Source organism: Massilia aurea, assembly GCF_024753205.1.
Taxonomy (GTDB): Bacteria; Pseudomonadota; Gammaproteobacteria; order Burkholderiales; family Burkholderiaceae_D; genus Telluria; species Telluria aurea.
Window position 1 is genome coordinate 243938 of the sequence record NZ_JANUGZ010000003.1, and the last position, 19553, is coordinate 263490.

The 19553-nt window shown below is 62.4% G+C and carries 17 protein-coding genes, 1 other RNA gene and 1 riboswitch; of the genes, 10 read left to right on the top strand and 8 right to left on the bottom strand.

Features of this window, described 5'->3' with window-relative positions:
* Positions 1 to 15 precede the first annotated feature (15 nt).
* Both NX775_RS11745 and gyrA read right to left on the bottom strand, forming a co-directional pair.
* The gene (locus tag NX775_RS11745; protein WP_258836181.1) at positions 16 to 597 is read right to left on the bottom strand and encodes a DUF2059 domain-containing protein; all 582 of its coding nucleotides are present in this window, start codon (positions 595 to 597) and stop codon (positions 16 to 18) included.
* A 115-nt stretch (positions 598 to 712) separates the two neighbouring features.
* Positions 713 to 3328 (bottom strand): DNA gyrase subunit A, encoded by a 2616-nt coding sequence (gene gyrA, locus NX775_RS11750; protein WP_258836182.1) that lies wholly within the window; start codon positions 3326 to 3328, stop codon positions 713 to 715.
* A 374-nt stretch (positions 3329 to 3702) separates the two neighbouring features.
* On the opposite strand from gyrA, the gene ompA reads away from it, so the two are divergent.
* From ompA to NX775_RS11785, 7 genes are all read left to right on the top strand, one after another.
* On the top strand, positions 3703 to 4407 hold the full coding sequence (gene ompA / locus NX775_RS11755; protein ID WP_307732196.1) for an outer membrane protein OmpA: 705 nt from the start codon (positions 3703 to 3705) through the stop codon (positions 4405 to 4407).
* 146 nt (positions 4408 to 4553) lie between these two features.
* Positions 4554 to 5258 (top strand): bifunctional 2-polyprenyl-6-hydroxyphenol methylase/3-demethylubiquinol 3-O-methyltransferase UbiG, encoded by a 705-nt coding sequence (ubiG, locus tag NX775_RS11760; RefSeq protein ID WP_258836183.1) that lies wholly within the window; start codon positions 4554 to 4556, stop codon positions 5256 to 5258.
* A 4-nt stretch (positions 5259 to 5262) separates the two neighbouring features.
* Entirely contained in the window at positions 5263 to 5970 is a 708-nt protein-coding gene (locus NX775_RS11765) for an HAD family hydrolase (protein ID WP_258836184.1), read from the top strand.
* A gap of 195 nt (positions 5971 to 6165) precedes the next feature.
* Entirely contained in the window at positions 6166 to 6774 is a 609-nt protein-coding gene (locus NX775_RS24060; RefSeq protein WP_307732197.1) for a glycine zipper 2TM domain-containing protein, read from the top strand.
* 115 nt (positions 6775 to 6889) lie between these two features.
* Positions 6890 to 7248: a transfer-messenger RNA gene (gene ssrA / locus NX775_RS11775) on the top strand.
* Positions 7249 to 7605: 357 nt separating this feature from the next.
* Positions 7606 to 8721 (top strand): acyltransferase family protein, encoded by a 1116-nt coding sequence (locus tag NX775_RS11780; RefSeq protein WP_258836185.1) that lies wholly within the window; start codon positions 7606 to 7608, stop codon positions 8719 to 8721.
* Between the two features lie 61 nt (positions 8722 to 8782).
* Positions 8783 to 8956, top strand: a riboswitch (yybP-ykoY riboswitch).
* 3 nt (positions 8957 to 8959) lie between these two features.
* Positions 8960 to 9514: a manganese efflux pump MntP gene (locus NX775_RS11785; protein WP_258836186.1), complete on the top strand. Its 555-nt coding sequence runs from the start codon at positions 8960 to 8962 to the stop codon at positions 9512 to 9514.
* A gap of 28 nt (positions 9515 to 9542) precedes the next feature.
* On the opposite strand, the gene NX775_RS11790 is transcribed toward NX775_RS11785, so the two are convergent.
* From NX775_RS11790 to tssF, 3 genes are all read right to left on the bottom strand, one after another.
* Positions 9543 to 10172, bottom strand: a complete 630-nt coding sequence (locus NX775_RS11790; protein ID WP_258836187.1) for a type 1 glutamine amidotransferase domain-containing protein — start codon at positions 10170 to 10172, stop codon at positions 9543 to 9545.
* Between the two features lie 96 nt (positions 10173 to 10268).
* Positions 10269 to 11228 carry a type VI secretion system baseplate subunit TssG gene (gene tssG / locus NX775_RS11795; protein WP_258836188.1) on the bottom strand — a complete coding sequence of 320 codons (960 nt, stop codon included), beginning with the start codon at positions 11226 to 11228 and terminating at the stop codon, positions 10269 to 10271.
* 3 nt (positions 11229 to 11231) lie between these two features.
* The gene (gene tssF / locus NX775_RS11800; RefSeq protein WP_258836189.1) at positions 11232 to 13064 is read right to left on the bottom strand and encodes a type VI secretion system baseplate subunit TssF; all 1833 of its coding nucleotides are present in this window, start codon (positions 13062 to 13064) and stop codon (positions 11232 to 11234) included.
* Between the two features lie 176 nt (positions 13065 to 13240).
* On the opposite strand from tssF, the gene NX775_RS11805 reads away from it, so the two are divergent.
* Both NX775_RS11805 and NX775_RS11810 read left to right on the top strand, forming a co-directional pair.
* A complete protein-coding gene (locus NX775_RS11805) occupies positions 13241 to 14641 on the top strand; it encodes an MATE family efflux transporter (RefSeq protein ID WP_258836190.1) in 1401 nt (466 codons plus the stop codon).
* A gap of 87 nt (positions 14642 to 14728) precedes the next feature.
* Positions 14729 to 16948 carry a S9 family peptidase gene (locus tag NX775_RS11810; RefSeq protein WP_258836191.1) on the top strand — a complete coding sequence of 740 codons (2220 nt, stop codon included), beginning with the start codon at positions 14729 to 14731 and terminating at the stop codon, positions 16946 to 16948.
* Positions 16949 to 17047: 99 nt separating this feature from the next.
* Here NX775_RS11810 and NX775_RS11815 read toward each other — a convergent pair whose 3' ends face one another.
* Positions 17048 to 17260 (bottom strand): CsbD family protein, encoded by a 213-nt coding sequence (locus NX775_RS11815; RefSeq protein WP_258836192.1) that lies wholly within the window; start codon positions 17258 to 17260, stop codon positions 17048 to 17050.
* 235 nt (positions 17261 to 17495) lie between these two features.
* On the opposite strand from NX775_RS11815, the gene NX775_RS11820 reads away from it, so the two are divergent.
* Positions 17496 to 18599, top strand: coding sequence for an AI-2E family transporter (locus NX775_RS11820; RefSeq protein ID WP_258836193.1), 1104 nt, complete (start codon positions 17496 to 17498; stop codon positions 18597 to 18599).
* 80 nt (positions 18600 to 18679) lie between these two features.
* On the opposite strand, the gene NX775_RS11825 is transcribed toward NX775_RS11820, so the two are convergent.
* Both NX775_RS11825 and NX775_RS11830 read right to left on the bottom strand, forming a co-directional pair.
* Entirely contained in the window at positions 18680 to 18856 is a 177-nt protein-coding gene (locus NX775_RS11825; RefSeq protein WP_258836194.1) for a CsbD family protein, read from the bottom strand.
* 72 nt (positions 18857 to 18928) lie between these two features.
* Positions 18929 to 19546, bottom strand: coding sequence for a class I SAM-dependent methyltransferase (locus NX775_RS11830; RefSeq protein ID WP_370660577.1), 618 nt, complete (start codon positions 19544 to 19546; stop codon positions 18929 to 18931).
* Positions 19547 to 19553: the final 7 nt, after the last annotated feature.

Consider the following 19553-nt stretch of genomic DNA (forward strand, 5'->3'; position numbering starts at 1 on the left):
TCCTTTCGTGGAGGGTTATTTGCCTTGCGCGCTCTGCATGACTTCCTGCATCAGGCCATTCAGGCGCGGCGCGACGATGCGCTGGCCGATCGCCATGCTTTCGGCGGACAGGCGCGGGCTCAGGGCCAGCATCTTGCGGCCCAGCGGCGTGCGGTAGAACGCGGTCAGTTCCTTCAGTTCGGCAACCGTGTAGTTCTTGACGTACAGCGGTGCGATCTCCACCAGCATCTCGTCGATCAATGCCGGATCCTTGAACAACCGGTTGATGGCTTGCGACGCCACCGGCAAGACCTGCTCGACCTTGGCCAGCGCAGCTTTCTTTTTCTCCGCATCGGCGCCCGGATCGGCGTTGATCACGGACGTCAGCTGCGCGCGCATCATCTGCGGCAGCGCCTTTTCCATCTCGGCGAACGACGCGATCATCATCTTGCGCACGTCCATTGCGTCGAGCAGTTCCTTGACGGCGGCGTTGGCTTGCGGGCTGACGGCAGCGGCGGCGGTCGTGGCCACCGGGGCCGGCGCGGTCTGCGCCACGGCAAACGAGGGCGCAGCAGCGACAGCGGCAACAACGGCCAGGGAACGAAGAAAGTGTTTCATCAGGAGTCCATGCGGGTGGCAGAGCCCGGCGACTTGGGACAATGGCCGGCCTGCCGGGCCGGCCATTCGAAATGGCAGCAACAGGAGCGACAGCACGCCCCTGCTCAGTACGATGTTACTCCGGCGCCGGCTCGAACTCGACTTCTTCGAGGTCGGTTTCGACGATGCGCTGCAGGCCCGACAGCTTGGTGCCGTCTTCCACGGCGATGAGGGTCACGCCCTGCGTCGCGCGGCCCATCTCGCGGATCTCGGACACGCGGGTGCGAATCAGCACGCCGCCCGTCGTGATCAGCATGATCTCGTCGCTTGGCTCGACCAGCGTCGCCGCCACCACCTTGCCGTTACGCTCGGAGGTCTGGATCGCGATCATGCCCTTCGTGCCGCGGCCATGGCGCGTGTACTCCGTGATCGGGGTACGCTTGCCGAAGCCGTTCTCGGTGGCGGTGAGAACGGTTTGCTGTTCGTTCTCGGCCACCAGCAGCGCGATGACTTCCTGGCCTTCTTCGAGGTTCATGCCGCGCACGCCGCGGGCGGTACGGCCCATCGGGCGCACGTCGTTCTCATCGAAGCGCACGGCCTTGCCGGCGTCGGAGAACAGCATCACGTCGTGCTTGCCGTCGGTGAGCGCCGCGCCAACCAGCACGTCGCCCTCGTCCAGGTCGACCGCGATGATGCCGGCCTTGCGTGGGTTGGAGAAATCGCGCAGCGGCGTCTTCTTGACAGTGCCCAGCGAGGTGGACATGAAGACGTAATGGTCTTCAGGGAAGGTGCGGTTCTCGCCCTGCAGCGGCAGCACGACGGTGATCTTTTCGTTGTCCTGCAGCGGGAACATGTTGACGATTGGTTTGCCGCGCGAGTTGCGCGAGCCTTGCGGCACTTCCCAGACCTTGAGCCAGTACATGCGGCCACGATTGCTGAAGCACAGGATGTAGTCGTGCGTGTTGGCGATGAAGAGCTGGTCGATCCAGTCGTCTTCTTTCGTTGCCATCGCCTGCTTGCCACGGCCGCCGCGCTTTTGCGCGCGGTATTCGGACACCGGCTGCGACTTCATGTAGCCCGAGTGCGACAGCGTCACGACCATGTCCTGCGGCGTGATCAGGTCTTCGGTTTCGAGGTCGCTGGCATTGTGCTCGATGGCCGAACGGCGCGTATCCTTGCCATTGTCGGCGTACTCGGATTTGATCGCCGTCATTTCGTCGACGATGATCGTGGTGACGCGCTCCGGCTTGGACAGGATGTCGAGCAGGTCGGCGATGTGGGTCATCACTTCCTTGTACTCGTTGACGATCTTGTCCTGCTCCAGGCCCGTCAGGCGTTGCAGACGCATCTGCAGAATCTCTTGCGCCTGTTCGTCCGACAGCTTGTACAGGCCGTCTGGCTGCATGCCGTAGTGCTTTGGCAGGTGCTCGGGACGGAAGGCTTCGATGCCGCCGGCCGCGCCGGTTTCGGTACGGTTGAGCATTTCGCGCACCAGGGACGAATCCCAGGCTTGCTGCATCAGCTCGACCTTGGCAACCGGTGGCGATGGCGCCGCCTTGATGATCGCGATGAAATCGTCGATATTGGCCAGCGCGACGGCCAGGCCTTCGAGCATGTGGCCGCGGTCGCGCGCCTTGCGCAGTTCGAACACGGTACGGCGCGTGACGACTTCGCGGCGGTGCGACAGGAAGCACTCGAGCATCTGCTTGAGGTTCAGCAGCTTCGGCTGGCCATTGACCAGCGCCACCATGTTCATGCCGAACGTGTCTTGCAGCTGCGTTTGCTTGTACAGGTTGTTCAGCACGACTTCAGGGACTTCGCCGCGCTTGAGCTCGATCACGACGCGCATGCCCGACTTGTCGGACTCGTCGCGGATGTCGGAAATGCCTTCGAGCTTCTTGTCGCGCACGTTTTCGGCGATGCGCTCGAGCAGCGACTTCTTGTTCACCTGGTACGGCAGCTCATCGATGATGATCGCCGTACGGGCGCCGTCGCGGCCGATTTCTTCGAAGTGGGTCTTGGCGCGCATCACGACGCGGCCACGACCGGTGCGGTAGCCGTCGCGCACACCCGAGACGCCATAGATGATGCCGGCGGTCGGGAAGTCCGGCGCCGGAATCAGCTCGATCAGCTCGTCAATGGTGCAGTCCGGGTTGTGCAGCACGTGCATCGCGCCGGCAATCACTTCGGACAGATTGTGCGGCGGAATATTGGTGGCCATACCGACCGCGATGCCTGACGAACCGTTGATCAACAGGTTCGGGATGCGGGTTGGCAGGACGGTCGGCTCTTTCTCCTTGCCGTCGTAGTTCGGCTGGAAGTCGACCGTGTCCTTGTCGATGTCGGCCAGGATTTCGCCGGCAATCTTGTCCAGGCGGCACTCGGTGTATCGCATCGCTGCAGCGCTGTCGCCGTCGATGGAGCCGAAGTTGCCCTGGCCATCGACCAGCGTGTAGCGCAGCGAGAAGTCCTGCGCCATGCGCACGAGCGTGTCGTAGATCGACGAGTCGCCGTGCGGGTGGAACTTGCCCATCGTGTCGCCCACGACGCGCGCGCACTTCAGGTAAGGCCGGTTCCACACGTTGTTCATTTCGTGCATCGCGTACAGGACGCGGCGGTGCACTGGCTTTAAGCCGTCGCGGACATCCGGCAGTGCGCGGCCCACGATCACGCTCATCGCGTAATCGAGATAGCTCTTGCGCATCTCTTCTTCGAGGGAAATCGGGACTGTTTCTTTTGCGAATTGATCCATTGGCGGGTCGACTGCTTTCAGGCGAAAGTTATAAATTACAGCGGACGATTCTACCACGCGCAACATATCAGTTGCTCAATTCCGGGCGATGCCTTTTTAGCACGGGAAATCCAGCCCGGACCCGCCAAAAGTTCCAGTATTGTCGTCACCAGCGACGCCTTCTTGCCGAAATGTTGCGCCTAAACAACGTCAAGCAACAAATGCTCGGTGTTTGATTTAGGTGCAGTCGTGCGATTTTGGTGCGTGTGGCAGAATGGCCAGGAAGTCAATTGCTTGTTTCACAATACGAAACGGACAGAGCAGCCAACATGTTATTGTTATGACCACATGGAGACTGTCTGAATCGACACGGAATTTACCGAAAGGAAAAGAATATGAAAAAAATGATCACTGTTCTGTTCGCTGCAACGGCCGCCATCGCGGGCGTCGCTTCTGCACAAAGCGCCCCACCTTATGCGCCGCTGACCACTGACCTGCAAGCGCGTACTCCATACAGCGCGTATGTGCAGGACGGCCGCGGCGTGATCGCACGCAATCCTTTCGGTCTGTGCTGGCGTACCGGCTACTGGACCCCGGCTGATGCGGTCCCAGGTTGCGACGCCCCACTGTGCGTCGAGCCAGAGAAACTTGAAAACGGCAAGTGCGTCGCGCCACCAGAGCCAGTCGCGCCACCACCTGCGCCTGCCCCGGTGCCAGAAGCAGCACCAGTGCCAACCTCGGAAAAAGTCAGCTACTCGGCCGACGCCTTCTTCGATTTCGACAAGGCGATCCTGAAGCCAGCCGGCAAGGCATCGCTGGATGAGCTGAGCGGCAAGCTGGGCGGCATGAACCTGGAAGTCATCATCGCCGTCGGTCACACTGACTCGGTCGGTACCGATGCGTACAACCAGAAACTGTCGATCCGCCGTGCAGAAGCTGTCAAGGCTTACCTGAAGGGCAAGGGCATCGAAGAAACCCGCATCTACACCGAAGGCAAGGGCGAGAGCCAGCCTAAAGCGGACAACGCTACTGCCGAAGGCCGCGCACAGAATCGTCGCGTGGAAATCGAAGTGGTCGGCACCCGCGGCGCCGCCAAGTAATCTCGCTGTACCGGGCCCTCAGCGGCCCCTCAAAAACCCCGCCACGGCGGGGTTTTTTCATGCGCGTAGCGATAAATTCGCCCCCCGTCTGCACGGGGGCGACCTTGCCCGCCGGGCAATGTCGATTTCCGTTATTATTCCGAGCTATGACGACGACAAATTCAGACCCATCAGAAATTCAGAAGTTCAGCGAACTGGCCCACCGCTGGTGGGATCCAACCTCGGAATTCCGGCCGCTGCACGAGATCAATCCCCTGCGCCTTGAGTGGATCAATGCGCGCGTGCCGCTGGCCGGCAAGAACGTGATCGACATCGGTTGCGGCGGCGGCGTACTGTCCGAGTCGATGGCGAAAAAAGGCGCCAAAGTCACCGGCATCGATCTGTCAGAAAAAGCGCTGAAGGTCGCTGACCTGCACAGCCTGGAATCGGGGGTTGAGGTGCGCTACAAGCACATCGCTGCCGAAGACATGGCCTTGGCAGAACCGGGCCAGTTCGACGTGGTGACCTGCATGGAAATGCTGGAACACGTGCCCGACCCGGCCTCGATCGTGCGCGCCGCGGCAGCGATGGTCAAGCCGGGTGGCCACCTGTTCTTCTCGACGCTCAACCGCAATCCAAAGTCGTACCTGTTCGCCGTGATCGGCGCCGAGTACATCCTGCGCATGCTGCCGCGCGGCACGCACGACTATGGCAAGTTCCTCACGCCGGCCGAGCTGTCGCAGTTCGTGCGCCAGGCCGGCCTGCAGGTCGATGGCCTCAAGGGCCTGACCTACAACCCGCTGACCAAGATCTATTCACTCAACAGCGACACCAGTGTGAACTACATGGTGGCGTGCACCAAACCCCTGTGATCCGATGACCTTCCCTGCTTCGATTCCGGCGCCGCGCGCCGTTCTGTTCGACCTCGATGGCACGCTGGCCGACACCGCGCCCGACCTGGCTGCGGCCGTCAACTGGCTGCGCACCGAGCGCGGCCTGGCCGAGACGCCGTACGAAGTGCTGCGTCCTACGGCCTCGGCCGGTGCGCGCGGCATGATCGGCGCTGCCTTTGGCCTGGCGCCGGGCGACGATGGTTACGAAGAACTGCGCCTGGCCTGGTTCGACCGCTATCAAACGGCGATGTCGGCCCATACGACGCTGTTTGACGGCATCAACGAACTGCTCGACGGCATCGAACAAGCGGGCATGGCGTGGGGCATCGTCACCAATAAACCGTCGCGCTTTACCGACCCGCTGGTGCCGCAGATCGCGCTGGCGCACGCCGGCTGCATCGTCTCGGGCGACACCACGGCATTCGCCAAGCCGCACCCGGCGCCCGTGCTCGAAGGGGCCCGCCGCCTCGGCGTTGCACCAGAACAGTGCTGGTACGTCGGTGACGACCTGCGCGATATCGAGGCCGGCAAGGCGGCCGGTATGATTACGGTGGCCTGCGCCTGGGGTTATTGCGGCGCGATTGCACCGTCGACCTGGGGCGCTGATTACCTGTTCGACACGCCGGATCAATTGCTGGCTGCACTGCGCGATGCTGCAGATCGCACATCGCGCGCGGATAGGGCGGCCTGACTGCGCATCCAGGCCCGTTTCGCGCTCGCTGCCTTCCACGATGGCGCCCCTTTCCGGGCGCCATTTTCGTTTGTGCCAGCCAAGGGTGACGGCTTACATCTCTTTACGATTGATACAGGGATGCGTCTAGCTTGAAAGCGGCCTCGCCAGTAATCTACGTCCATACAAACAAGCAATAGCTTACTGGAGCAGATCATGGAAAACACTACCAACCGCATTCACCCAATGATGGCAGCCGCAGCAGCGTCGGTCATCATCGTCAGCCTGACCGGTGCCGCAGCGATCACTGGTCTGCTGCCATCGTCCAAGAGCGCGCCAGAGCCAATGCCTCTGGCGGCCACCTCGCCCTACAATCTGCAACAGCCGGGCATGCAGCAGCCTGGCCTGCAAGTGCCCAATGGTTATATGGTCCAGAACGGCCAGCTGGTGCCGGTCGCGGCCAACCAGCAGCAACTGGTTCCTGCGATGGTGCCAGCGATGGTCCCAGCCAACCAGTTGGCGTATGCCCAGCCAGTGGCCCAGCAGCAGCAGCCGACCGTGATCATCAAGGAAAAGCCAGTGGTGCGCGTGGTCGAGAAAACCCGCGTCGTGCACGCAGCGCCGAAGCCAGTGCACTATGAACAGCGGCGTTACGCAGAACCAGCGCCAGCACAGCCAAACTATGTCGGCATCGGCACCGGCGCCGTCATCGGCGGCCTGATCGGTAACCAGATCGGCGGCGGCAACGGCAAGAAACTGGCTACCGTGGCCGGCGTGATCGGCGGCGGCATGCTGGGCAATGAAATCGCCAACCGCAACCGTTAAGCCAGCATCGACACGATTGCCGCAAGCTCTGCAGCTTGCGGCAACTTTAAGGCACGACTAACGAAAACGGCTGTACATCGTTAGCTCATGGAGTACAATAAAGCTTCTCGACACTGGGGGCGACCTGGTTTCGACGTGGGTTGCAAAGCAGCGCAGGGCATACCGAGGACTGGTTACCTCGTAAATACATCCAGAAATCAATAACTGCAAACGATAACTCGTACGCACAAGCAGCTTAATTGCTGCTAGCTCTACAACACCTCGCCTCTGGGGTGAGTCGCAAGACTAGTAGAGTCATTTACAGAGGCTAGGACTCAGCCGGGTTACTTGGTTGTTTCCGAAATTTAAGGTAACTCGCCTGTCCAAAGCGTGCACATCCGCGCTGTACGGGCTAAATTAAATGATAGTGCTAAGTATGTAGAACTGTCTGTAGAGTGCTTGCGGACGCGGGTTCGATTCCCGCCGCCTCCACCAGTATTCCTAAAAAACCGTCCAGTGGACGGTTTTTTTTCGCCTAAGCTACAGGCGGCGGGAATCGAACCCGCGGGACGCGGGGGATTTCCGGGAATTCGGGGAGCACTGCTCCCCGCCGGAAATCCGCCTTGCGCTTGCAAGCGCAAGGCTCTCCGATTCGCCTGACCAGAGGGAAATCGCCAAGGCGATTTCTTGCCCTTCCGCCTCTGCTATAACGCCGCAGGTCTCAATCAGAGAGCAATCACGGCAAGCCACCCCAAAACAAACCGCCCCCACACACCGCCCCACCATGTCTTTCTAGCAAGATCAGCTATGATAGCGCCCCACCAAGCGCGTCAGCAGCATCCCAGAAAGCACATGAAGTCCTCCCCCACCCCGCTAACCCCGCCGCAACACCCAACAGAATTCGCCACGATCAACCTGTTAAAAGCCATCTCCGCCCAGCTGATCGTCCTGCACCACCTGGCCTTCTACGGCCCCATGGCCGACTACACCCGCGAGGCACTCCCCAACCTGATCGACTGGCTCGCCCAGGACGCCCGCATCGCCGTCCAGGTCTTCCTGGTCATCGGCGGCTTCCTTGCCGCAAAGTCATTGTCACCCCAAGCATTATCCGGCCCGGCACATCCGTGGAAAACCATGCTGCGCCGCTACACCAAGCTAGCGCCACCCTTCTTCGTGGCGATCCTGCTGGCCGTTGCCGCCTCGTGGCTGGCAGGCCTCTGGATGACACACGATGCCATCTCCGCACCGCCCAGCGGCGGGCAATTGCTCGCACACGCGCTCCTGCTGCACGACGTACTTGCCTACGACGCGCTTTCGGCCGGCGCCTGGTACGTCGCCATCGATCTGCAACTGTATGCCTTATTCAGCATCCTGCTGTGGGCTTGCAGCCGCGTATCCGCATCATCCACGCCGGCCTATTTGATCCCGACCATGACGGCCATTGCCACCGGCGCCTCGCTGCTGTACTTCAACCTTGATGCCGACTGGGACGTTTGGGCGCCCTACTTTCTCGGAAGTTATGGCCTGGGCGCGCTGGCCTGGTGGGCGAGCGATCCCGCCCGTCGGCCGCGCTCGGTCGCCATTCTGTTGCTACTGATGACCGTGCCGGCACTGCTCGCGCTGACGGTCGACTTTCGCAGCCGCATAGCACTTGCGCTGCTCGTCGCGTGTGTGCTGGTCGCGTTCGGCCGCATGCAGGCCGCGTCGACTGCACCCGGGCTATGGCGCGTCGTCAGCGTCGCCGGGAACATCTCGTTCTCCGTGTTCCTGGTGCATTTCCCTGTGTGCCTCGTCATCAATGCGGCATTCACCCGCTTCGCGCCACAAGACGTGCTCGTGCAGACTGCCGGCGTGATCCTCGCCTGGATTGCCAGCATGATCGCCGGCGCACTGTTCCATCACGGCGTCGAATTGCCGCTCGGACGTGCGCTCACACTGGCGCCAAGGCGCCGCGCCGCCCTTGCCTGATGCCCGGATGTGCCGATGGCGTGCCTGCCACGCGCCTTGCCGATTAGCTACCGCTGAGTTACCATAGCGCCGCCCTTGGGGAGTAGCCTGCTTCCTCTTTCGGAAGTTTGTCGCATCAACATACTTGACGCTCAACGTCATGGTGCGCAAGCCTTCTGGTTGGCAAGACCATTGGCATGTTTGCGTGACGTTCGGGCCACGCGACATGCCTTTTGTCGTGCCCGATCGGAAAGCTGTCATGTCTCTCGTTGCCATCCTCATCCTCGCCTTCGCCATGTCTACCGACGCCTTTGCCGTCGCGATTGCCATGGGCGCACGCCGCCATCATGTACGGTTCAAGGATGCGTTGAAGGTGGGCGTGCTGTTCGGCGTGATCGAGGGCACGACGCCGCTGGTCGGCTGGGCGCTGGGCAGCATTGCCGCTTCCTACGTCGAGAGCTGGGATCACTGGGTGGCGTTCGTCCTTCTCTGCGGACTGGGCGTGCGCATGATCCACGAAGGCTTTTCCGCGCCGGAAGACGCCGAAGACTCGAACCGACCGCTGTGGCTGCTGGCATTGACAGGTTTCGCCACGAGCATCGACGCCATGGTCGTGGGCGTCAGCCTGGCATTTACCGACGCCGGCATCCTGATGCCGGCGCTGGCCATTGGCCTGGCGACGCTGACGATGGTGACGCTGGGAATGCTGGTGGGTCGCCGCATCGGCGCTCTGGCGGGCAAGCGCGCCGAGATCTTCGGCGGCCTGGTATTGATCGCGGTCGGTTGCGTCACGCTGTGGGAACACTTGCAGTGACGCGGACCGGCCGCTGACGACTAGTACATTACGAGGTTGGCCCTGGATCGGTACCAGCCTCTTGCAGCACCATCAATTGCTTCATGATGGCTTCGTTGAACGCCGGAATATCGTCCGGCTTGCGGCTCGTGATCAGTTTGCCGTCGACGACCACTTCGTCATCGGTCCATTCGGCGCCGGCGTTGACCAGGTCGATCTGCAGCGTTGGCCAGCTGGTCATGTGCTTTGACTCGGCAATGCCGGCGTCGATCAGCGGCCATGGGCCATGGCAGATCGCGGCAATCGGCTTGTCGCCATCGCCAAAGGCCTTGATGAAGGCGATCGACTCAGGGCTCGAGCGCAGATTGTCGGGATTGGCCACGCCGCCCGGCAGCAGGAGCAGATCGTAGTCATCTGCGTTGGCGTCTTCGACGTTCAGTTCGACCGCATACTTGTCGCCTGGTTCGAGGTGATTGAAGCCCTGGATCTGTTCGCCCACTTTCTTTGGCGAGATCAGCACGACCGTCACGCCCTGCGCTTCGAGGAACTGGCGCGGCTTGGTGTATTCGACCTGCTCGACGCCGTCGGTCATCAGGACCGCGACACGGCGGCCGTCAAGTGATTGGGTTGCTGCTGGTTCGAGATGATCTGCCGGCTGCATGTTTTCTGCTTGTTGCATGGTGCCTCCTGGTCGATGGTTTGTTAATTCGTTGACATCGATTGTAGGCTGCCCGTCACATGTGTGGCGCGCGTATGCCGTCAGGAATTGAACGTGTCACTCCAGCAGGTAACACATGTCGTCGCGGTCGCGCAGTGCACTCCGCGTACACAGGAAGCCATCCAGCCCCAGCCGCGCCGAACTGCCGAGCTTGACGCCATGGACCGCTTCGCGCCGCAGCACGACTTGCAGAGCGCGATACGGCACGTCAATGGCAAAGCGCCGGAGCAAGGCAGCCAATGCGCGGCTGCCCTCCTGCCCCGGGAGGAACCGTTCAAACTCAGCGGCGCTCACCGGGCCCAGGCGGATGCGGATGCCAAGCTCGGGCCGCAGCAGACGCGCCCCTGCAGTCGCGCCCGCTCCCAGCACGCAATTGCCCTGGGCTAGTAGCGTGCGCTGGTCCGGTGCGAGCACATCCCAGCGGCCGGTAAACTGCTCGACATGCACTGCCACACCAAAGCAGGCGCCGAGTACGCCAGCGATCAGGTCGGCACTGACCACGCGGCTGCGCAGCGGCGCGGCAAACCGGGCCATAGCATCGGCCTCAGCCATGTCTTGCTGCCCCGACGCCACGCCAGCCAGCGCCAGCAGCAGCGGCCGAAAACGGTCGACGCCGGCCGCCAGCGGTTGCCGCACGCGGTACTTGCACCAGGCGCGGTAGAACAGCGCCACCTGGCGGCTGGAAAACAGATCGAGGAAGGCGCGCGGCCCGTCGTCGCGGTTGCGCAGCTCCCAGGCGGCGAACCGTTCGGTGTAGTGCAGCGGCAAGGCGCCCATCGTGCCAAGCAAACCCATCATTGCGGGTGTGATCGTGATTGCCGGCATGTCCCCGGTGCCGGGCTCGATGGCCTCGATCTCGCTCGGTGGAAAGCCCAGCCCGACGCTGTTGCGAAAGCGAATGACGCCGCCAAGCGCCTGCTCCGGGCCGATCCCCTGCCGACCGAGCCAGCGCAGCAGCAGGCGCACCGCCTGGAAAAATTCGTAGCGCTGCGGATGCGCCAGCAGGTCGGCAATCACCCGCTACACCAGCGTCAGGCTGCCACTGCGTGGCTCGCAGCGCAGCAGTTCCTTGCCGCTCTGGCCAGAAATCAACACGAGCCGCGTGAAACTGTTCAGGTGAACATACAGCCCCAGAAAGCGGCTGACCACCTGCGCGAAGACGAACATACTGCAGCCGGCAAACGCTTCTTCATCCAGCGTCAACCGCACCTCGGTGCCGTGCACGAGCGTGGCGCCGTGCCGGTTGCGCAGCCACGCCGTGGCCGGCAGCGCGGCCAGCGCGGTGAGGCCGGCGATCTGGCGCTGCGAACTGCCCGAGCGCGCCATGTCGTACAGCGCCAGCGTGTCGCGGAAGGCGTCGAGCTGGGCCAGCGAACGGTGATTCAATGCCAGCTGGGCCACGAGGCGCCAGCCAGTGCCATCGCGGTTGCCGAATTGGAGTGGCGCGGATGGCTTGCGCAACAGCCGGATGGGCACGCCGCCCGTCGCCGTTTCGCTGGCCAGGTCGCCGCCCGGCGCGCCGATGGCCACCGCGCAGGCCGCCGGGCTGTTGCTGCAGGTCAGGTCGATCGATGCGATCGCTGGCTCGGGTCCGGCCAGCGCCGTGTCGTCGTCGCTGAAGGCGATCTGCATGCGGTGCCGGCGCTCGCCCCCGTCAATACGGCGGTCGTACCAGTAGCGCTGGCCTTCGCCGCCTTCGCCATGGCGCAGGCCATAACAGGGGCGATAGGCCACGCCAGTCGTTTTGCCGCCACGCGTCGTCAGCACCTGGACTGCGTCGATGCTATATACCTCGACATCGTCTTCATGCCGGCCCGGCACCACGTCGTACAGGGCCGAACGGTGCGTGATGCGCACCGGCGCCGCCGCTTGCCGGAATAAATTGACCACCGGCGCGCAGCCCGCCAACAAGTGCTGGTGCGACAGCGCGCGCAGGACACGCGCCGAGCCGGCGTCTGCGTGCAGGCCGGTGAGCAGCACATGCAGCGTGAAGCGACGCGCGCCGGCGGGAAACATCGGCGCCAGTGCCGCCAGATCGACGTCCAAAAAGTGAAACTTGTCAGGGAACGCAAAGTATTCGGTCAGCAAGCGGTAGGCGGGATGGGCATGCGCCGGTTCGGGCACCAGGGCTTCGTCAGGTTCGAGGCCGCCGAGCGACAAGACCGGGCGGTCCAGGCGACGCCAGCGGTCCTGCCCGTCCGTCTCGACCCACGTTTCCAGCGTGTGCAGGTACAGGCTGTCGATCAGCGCGGCAGTCAGCAGTGCGTCGCCATCGACGTGCAGCCGCAGGCGCGCCAGGCCAAGTCCCGACAAGAGCCGGCATGGTATGGCGCTGTCGATACTGATGCTGATGCGCGCGCTGGCGCGGGCCGGCAGCCGGAGCGGCGGCGGCATCTGCGCCACTGGCGAGAACCAGGCGCGCGTCACCGTCACGGGCGCCAACGTCAGGTCGGCCGTTGTGCGGAAGCGGCACGGTGCGCCGCCTGCGGCCAGCGACGTCATCTCGGTGCCGCGCGGCACCACGTGCACATGGCCAAGCGTGGCCGAGCTGGCCTGGCGGTCGCTGTCGTCGACGCGCACGATCGAGCAGCTCGGGATGCCGTGCAGGAAATGCGGATACAGGCTGCCGAGCAGCGCCTCGGTGAATTCCGGGTAATCGTCGTCGAGCTTTTTCGCGGTGCGCGCATTGAGCAGCGCGCACGCCTGGATCAGGCGCCGGATGTGCGGATCCTCGCTGCCTTCCGGGCCCAGGCCCAGTTCGGCGGCCAGCTTCGGATACTGGTGGGCAAGCTCGCGGCCGACCGTGTTCAGGTAGACCAGCTCGCGCTCGTAATACGGCAACAGCGCTTTCATTGCATTCTCCCTCAGGCTGACACGCTACGGTCGGTCAGATCGCACGCATGGCCGTTGTGAAAGCGCAATGGATGCGCGCGGATAAACGACACGTTGCAGCGCGTGGACAGTGCGGCTTCCACCGGCCTTGACAATAAGTCAGTAAAATCACGGGTTCCCTAAGCCGAGCCTGCATCATGACCACCTCCGCCACACCGATCCGTACCGAAATTCTCACCCTGTGGCGCCTGTCGTGGCCCGTGCTGGTCGGCCAGCTGGCCACGGTCGGGATGGGCGTGGTCGATGTCGCCATGACCGGGCACGTCAGCGCCGAAGAACTGGCGGCGGTGTCGCTTGGCACGGCCGTGTGGTCGATCGTGCTGGTCACCGTGATGGGCACGATGATGGCGATCAATACCGTCGTCGCGCACGAAATGGGCGCCGCGCGGCACGACCAGGTGCCCCACTCGGTGCGCCAGGCAATGTGGAAAGGCCTGTTGGTCGGCACCATTGCGATGCTGTTTGCCAACCTGTGCACGCTGCTGTTCGACCACGTCGGGCTGGATGTCCATGTGGCCGCGCGGGCGTCGCTGGTCGTGCACGTGATCAGCGTCGGCTTGCCGGCCTTTGGTGTCTACCGCGCGCTGTACGGGTACACGACGAGCATCAACCAGACCAAGCCGATCATGTGGATCGCCATTTTCGGTCTGCTGTACAACACCCTGGTGAGCTGGTTGCTCGTGTTTGGCGAGCTGGGCTTCCCGCGCCTGGGTGCAGTCGGCTGCGCGATTGCCACGGCCAGCGGCATGTGGCTGATGCTGGGCGTGATGCTGTGGTGGGTGCGGCGCTCGCCGGCCTACCGCATGACCTACCCGTTCAACCGCTTCGAAGGCCCGGATGCAAAGGCCATCGGCAGCATGCTGCGCCTGGGACTGCCGATCGGCGTGACGTATTTTGCCGAGGTCAGCGCCTTTGGCCTGATCAGCCTGCTGGTCGCGCGCTATGGCGTCGTGCAAGTCTCGGCGCACCAGATCGCGCTCAATTTTGCGTCGCTCGTGTTCATGCTGCCACTCAGTTTCGCCATTGGCATGCTCACCCGCGTCGGCCAGGCAATGGGCGAAGGCGACCCGGTGCGGGCGCGCTTCGTCGGCTGGGTCGGCGTGGGCGTGTCGCTGACGTTCGGGGCGCTCGCAGCATTGTTCATCGCCATCTTCCGCTGGGAAATCGCAGCCGCCTACACATCCGATCCGGCCGTGCAGCAGGTGACGGCCCACCTACTGCTGTTCGCGGCGCTGTTCCAGTTGTCGGATGCGACCCAGGTGGCCACCGCCTCGGCCATTCGCGGCTACCAGGTGACGCGCCCGCCGATGGTGATCCAACTGGTCTCGTTCTGGGGCTTGTCGCTGCCACTCGGTTGCGTGCTGGGGCTGGCGCCGCAATGGTTTCCGTGGACGCCCGCCGCGCCGATGGAGGCCACTGGGTTCTGGATCGGCCTCGTGTTCGCGTTGACCGTCGCGGCGGTGCTGCTGACCTGGCAATTCGAGAAGCTGGCGCGCCAGCGTATCCGTGAGGGTGTGGCGAAAACGTTGGCGGTTTAATTTATGTGACATGTCATTACAGCGCTGGCAGTCTGACTCTGGTATCGTCTCGCGGTTGCTGTCAATTAAACATCCATCAGAGAAACTATGCGCCCTCTCCTCGTCCTTCTGGCCGCTCTCACGGCCGTTCCTGCCATGGCTGAACGTCTGACCCTCGACCGTATTTATGGCGACGCTTCGCTGGCCGGCGCCAGTGTGCGCAATCTGCGCGTGTCGCCCGACGGTGAGCGCGTGACCTTCCTGCGCCCGCGCGCCGACGACCAGTACCGTCTCGACCTGTGGGAATACAATACCAAGAGCAAGGCCACGCAGCGCCTGGTGGATTCCAAGCAACTGGTGCCGAACGAGGCCTTGTCGATCGAGGAAAAAGCACGCCGCGAGCGCGCCCGCACTGCCGGCCTGTCGGGCATCCTGAATTATTTCTGGTCGCCGGACGGCAAGCAATTGCTGGTGCCGATCGGTGGTGACCTGTACCTCGTCGATGCCGCCAAGCCAGAGAACGCGCGCAAGGTTGCCTCGGGCAGCGTGACCGATCCGAAAATCTCGCCGCGCGGCCGCTATGTTTCGTTCGTGCGTGACCAGAACCTGGTCGTGATCGACCTGAAAAGCGGCGCCGAGCGCCAGTTGACCACCGATGGCAAGGGCACCGTGCACAACGGCGCGGCCGAGTTCATCGCGCAGGAAGAAATGAGCCAGACCACCGGCTACTACTGGGCGCCGGACGATTCGGCCATTGCCTATCGCCGCTACGATGAAGCGCCGGTACCGGTCGTGCGCCGCTTCGAGATCTTCGCCGATCGCACCGAGGTGATCGATCAGCATTACCCGGCCGCGGGCGATCCGAACGTGCTGATCGACCTGATGCTGGTCGACCCAGCCACCGGCGTGCAACGCAAGGTCGACCTGGGCGCGGACAAGGACATCTATCTGGTGCGCGCCGATTTCAGCGCCGATGCCAAGACGCTCGTGTACCAGCGCCAGACGCGCGACCAGAAGCGCCTCGATCTGGTGGCTGTCGACGTCGGCTCGCTGGCGCAGCGCCCATTGTTTTCGGAAAACTCCAAGACCTGGGTCAGCATCCACAACGATCTGCGCTTCCTGAAGAACCGCAAGGCCTTCATCTGGGCCTCGGAGCGCAGCGGCTACAACCACCTGTACCTGTACGACCTGGACGGCAAGCTGCTGCATCCGATCTCGCGCGGTACGTGGGGCGTGGACGATGTGCTGGCGGTCGATGAAGGCGCCGGCAAGGTGTACGTGTCGTCGAACCGCGACGCCGTGATCGACAAGCAGACCTATGCGCTGGCCCTGGACGGCAGCAGCGCCGACAAGCCGGCCCGCATCACGCAGGGCGACGGCTGGCACGACGCAGCGTTTGCCGGCAATGGCAAATTGTTTGTCGACACCTATTCGAATCCGCGCACGCCGCCGCAAGTATCGATCCGCCGCGCCGATGGCGCGATGGTCGAGTGGATCGAAAAGAACGAGCTCAATGCCAACCACCCGTACACGCGCCACATGGCCGACCACCTGGCCACCGAATACGGCACGATGAAGGCCAACGATGGCCAGACGCTGCACTATTCGATCATCAAGCCGGCCAATTTCGATGCAAGCAAGCGCTATCCGGTGTTCCTGTTCACCTATGGCGGCCCGCACTCGCAGCGCGTGACCCGCGCCTGGGGCAATTATTTTGACCAGTACATGGCGCAGCAGGGTTTCGTGGTGTTCCGCCTCGATAACCGTGGCTCGGGCCGCCGCGAGCGTGCCTTCACCGACGTGCTGTACAACAATCTGGGCAAGCACGAAGTCGAAGACCAGGTGACCGGCATCGACTGGCTGGCCAAGCAGAGCTTTGTCGATCCAAAGCGCATCGGCGTGTTCGGCTGGAGCTACGGCGGTTTCATGACGCTGCGTCTGCTCTCGGCCGCATCGGACAAGATCGCAATGGGCGTGTCGGTGGCGCCGGTGACCGACTGGTCGCTGTACGACACCCATTACACCGAACAGTTCGTCGGCGCGACGCCGAAGGGCGACCCGGAAGCGTACAAGCGCAGCGGCGTGTTTGCCCACCTGGATGGCATGAAGTCGCCACTGTTGCTGGTGCACGGCATGGCCGACGACAACGTGCTGTTCTCGAACACCACGCTCCTGATCGATGAGCTCGTCAAGCGCAATGTGCAGTTCGACCTGATGACGTATCCAGGCGCCAAGCACGGCATCTCGGGACGTACCAACCAGCGCCACGTGTATGGCTTGATCGAATCGTACTTCAAGCGCCACCTGGCCGAGACACCGGCAAAATAAGGCTGTTGCGCCCGACGTAAAAAAGCCGCATCGGAAACGATGCGGCTTTTTCTTCGTCCACTCACCTAGCGCTAATTGCGGCTGGTGAGGGAATCCGTATTATGGACGTGGACGGTTTGCGCGGTCAGCTGCGTCGTCAGCTGCATCTTCTGCTGCTTCGCGCACGTCGCCAGCTGCGTTCTGGACTTTGCCTTCAACCTGGTTCGCCAGACCTTTGGCCTGCTGTTCCTTGCTGTCCACCAGCTTGCCGGCGCCTTCTTGGATTTTGCCGCCAACTTCTTTCAGTTTGCCTTCGACTTGGTCTTTGTTCATGGTGATCTCCTGTGATTTGGCATGGCCGGTTGGCGATGCGATGAGTACAGATTAACGCAATGCTTTCAGCTCTTCTGTTAGCGCACGCACTTAGTGCAACGATCGAACGCTGCGCCATCTTGCCGTTAAGAATGCTATCGTTTTACTAACACCGGCTGTAACTACACCAGTTGTCGTAAAGCGGTTTTAACTACACCAGTTCCAATAACATTCTAATGCGCGATCGAACACCATCATGAATCCCCACACACCGCCATCTTCCGACGCAACGGCCCCCGAGACTCCCCTCACCCAGCGCAAGCTCGCGCGCCGCGTCACACTCGTCAACGGTATCGGCGTCCTATTCATCCTGGGACTGGCAGCGGTCGTGCTCGCTGCTGACGCCTTGCTGCTGATCTTTGCCTGCATCCTGTTTTCGATCCTGCTCTACAAACTAAGCGCGCTGCTGCATCAACGCACGGGCATCAAGCGCAATATCGCCCTGGTCATCGTCGTGCTGCTGCTGACCGCCATCTTTGGCCTGGGCGGCTGGGCGATGGCGCCGCAGATTTCCGAGCAGTCGGGTCAGCTGGCCAAGGAGATCCCCGCCGCCGTCGAGCGCCTGCAAGCTGAAGTCGCGCAACATCCTCTGCTCAAGCGCCTCGTGGCGGAGCTGCCGCCACCCGAAGACATCGTCAAGCAGATGAGTTCGCTCGTGCCAAATGCCGGCCTGTTCTTCAGTGGCGTCATCGGTGCGCTGGGCAATATTGTCATCATCATTTTCGTGGGCATTTATTTTGCCGCGTCGCCGGGTGTCTACACTGGAGGGTTTATCCGTCTCGTGCCGCAACAGAAGCGTGGCCGCGCACGTGAGGTCATGCAGGAGATGGGCGACAACCTGTCCAGCTGGCTGCTAGGCAAGGCCGTGTCGATGCTGATCGTGGGCGTCACCACAGCGATTGGCCTCAGCATGCTCGGCGTGCCTCTTGCACTGATCCTGGGCGTGATCGCGGGCCTGCTCGACTTCATCCCCTACCTCGGTCCGATCATGGCGGGCATCCCGGCCGTCTTGCTGGCGCTGTCAATCAGCCCTGACCTGGCGCTGTATGCACTGCTGCTGTTTGCAGCGATCAACATGCTCGAAGGTTATGTGCTGCAGCCAATGATCGAGGCAAAAGCCATCGACCTGCCGCCCGCACTCGTAATCGTGATGCAACTGATCTTCGGCACACTGTTCGGCTTCGCGGGCGTCGCGCTGGCCACGCCACTGGCGGCTGTACTGTCCGTGCTGGTGAAGATGCTGTATATCGAAGACATACTGGGTGACAGACCCGCAGATAGACCCGCGAAAGCGTCCTGATAAAAGCAAAGCCGCGCACAGCGCGGCTTTGTTGTTGATGCTGCAGTACGAATCAGCAGCGATACATCAGCGGAGATGCATCAGCGATTGCCTTTCGCAATATCCTTGACGTCGCCAACTTTCTTCTGGGCCTTACCTTCCGCCTGGTTCGACAAGCCTTCGCTCTGCTGCTGGCGGCTGCCAACGGCTTCGCCGACTTTCTGCTGCACCTTGCCGGCGACTTCCTTGGTCTTGCCCTTGACTTGATCCTTGTTCATTGCAATCTCCTTGCCCGTGACGTGGATGAGACTTCACACTAGGAGTAACTTTCGGTTAGTTCTGTGCGGCGCTTAACACATGGGTTTGCGCCAGACACTTGCCAGCCACGGTTGTTGTTCGCGCGGCAAACCGGGCGGCCGGTAATAGTGATGCAGTGCCACGAAGCCGGCCGCAAGCAGGAAGCGCTCCCAGCTGTCGTAGTCATGGTAGGTGCCGTAGCGCTCGCCGTTCCAGCCTTCCTGATTGTCGCCCCGCGGGTTCGACGTGAACAGCACCCCGCCCGGTTTGAGCGTGCCGAACAACTGATCGAGCGTGTGCGGCAACGCCGCGCTGGGAACGTGGAACAGCACCGCATTGGCAAAAATGCCATCGAACAGCGCCGGCGGCAAATCCAGGTGCAGGAAATCCTGCTGCCATACCTCGCAACCACTGTATTCGCGGGCCATGGCGACAAACCGTTCGCTGCCGTCCACGCCAATGGCGCGATGGCCGAGGCCGCTGAAGGTCTTGAGGTCGCGCCCGGGCCCGCAACCCAGGTCGAGGATCGTGTGCGGCGCTGGCGTTGTGATCGTACCCAGCAAAGCAGCAATGTTTTGACTTACGTCATGGTCAATCGTACCGGCAAAAAAATCCTCGGCATGCTCGTTGTAGTGTTGGAGAGTACTGCGGGAGATGTCGTCATGGTTCATGCGCATA

Coding starts and splice junctions, on each gene's coding strand:
- ubiG (WP_258836183.1), top strand. CDS start 4,554: ATGACGACGACAAATTCAGACCCATCAGAAATTCAGAAGTTCAGCGAA.
- NX775_RS11815 (WP_258836192.1), bottom strand. CDS start 17,260: ATGAACAAAGACCAAGTCGAAGGCAAACTGAAAGAAGTTGGCGGCAAA.
- NX775_RS11745 (WP_258836181.1), bottom strand. CDS start 597: ATGAAACACTTTCTTCGTTCCCTGGCCGTTGTTGCCGCTGTCGCTGCT.
- NX775_RS24060 (WP_307732197.1), top strand. CDS start 6,166: ATGGAAAACACTACCAACCGCATTCACCCAATGATGGCAGCCGCAGCA.
- NX775_RS11820 (WP_258836193.1), top strand. CDS start 17,496: ATGAATCCCCACACACCGCCATCTTCCGACGCAACGGCCCCCGAGACT.
- NX775_RS11765 (WP_258836184.1), top strand. CDS start 5,263: ATGACCTTCCCTGCTTCGATTCCGGCGCCGCGCGCCGTTCTGTTCGAC.
- NX775_RS11790 (WP_258836187.1), bottom strand. CDS start 10,172: ATGCAACAAGCAGAAAACATGCAGCCGGCAGATCATCTCGAACCAGCA.
- NX775_RS11830 (WP_370660577.1), bottom strand. CDS start 19,546: ATGAACCATGACGACATCTCCCGCAGTACTCTCCAACACTACAACGAG.
- NX775_RS11785 (WP_258836186.1), top strand. CDS start 8,960: ATGTCTCTCGTTGCCATCCTCATCCTCGCCTTCGCCATGTCTACCGAC.
- NX775_RS11805 (WP_258836190.1), top strand. CDS start 13,241: ATGACCACCTCCGCCACACCGATCCGTACCGAAATTCTCACCCTGTGG.
- NX775_RS11780 (WP_258836185.1), top strand. CDS start 7,606: ATGAAGTCCTCCCCCACCCCGCTAACCCCGCCGCAACACCCAACAGAA.
- NX775_RS11810 (WP_258836191.1), top strand. CDS start 14,729: ATGCGCCCTCTCCTCGTCCTTCTGGCCGCTCTCACGGCCGTTCCTGCC.
- tssF (WP_258836189.1), bottom strand. CDS start 13,064: ATGAAAGCGCTGTTGCCGTATTACGAGCGCGAGCTGGTCTACCTGAAC.
- ompA (WP_307732196.1), top strand. CDS start 3,703: ATGAAAAAAATGATCACTGTTCTGTTCGCTGCAACGGCCGCCATCGCG.
- NX775_RS11825 (WP_258836194.1), bottom strand. CDS start 18,856: ATGAACAAGGATCAAGTCAAGGGCAAGACCAAGGAAGTCGCCGGCAAG.
- gyrA (WP_258836182.1), bottom strand. CDS start 3,328: ATGGATCAATTCGCAAAAGAAACAGTCCCGATTTCCCTCGAAGAAGAG.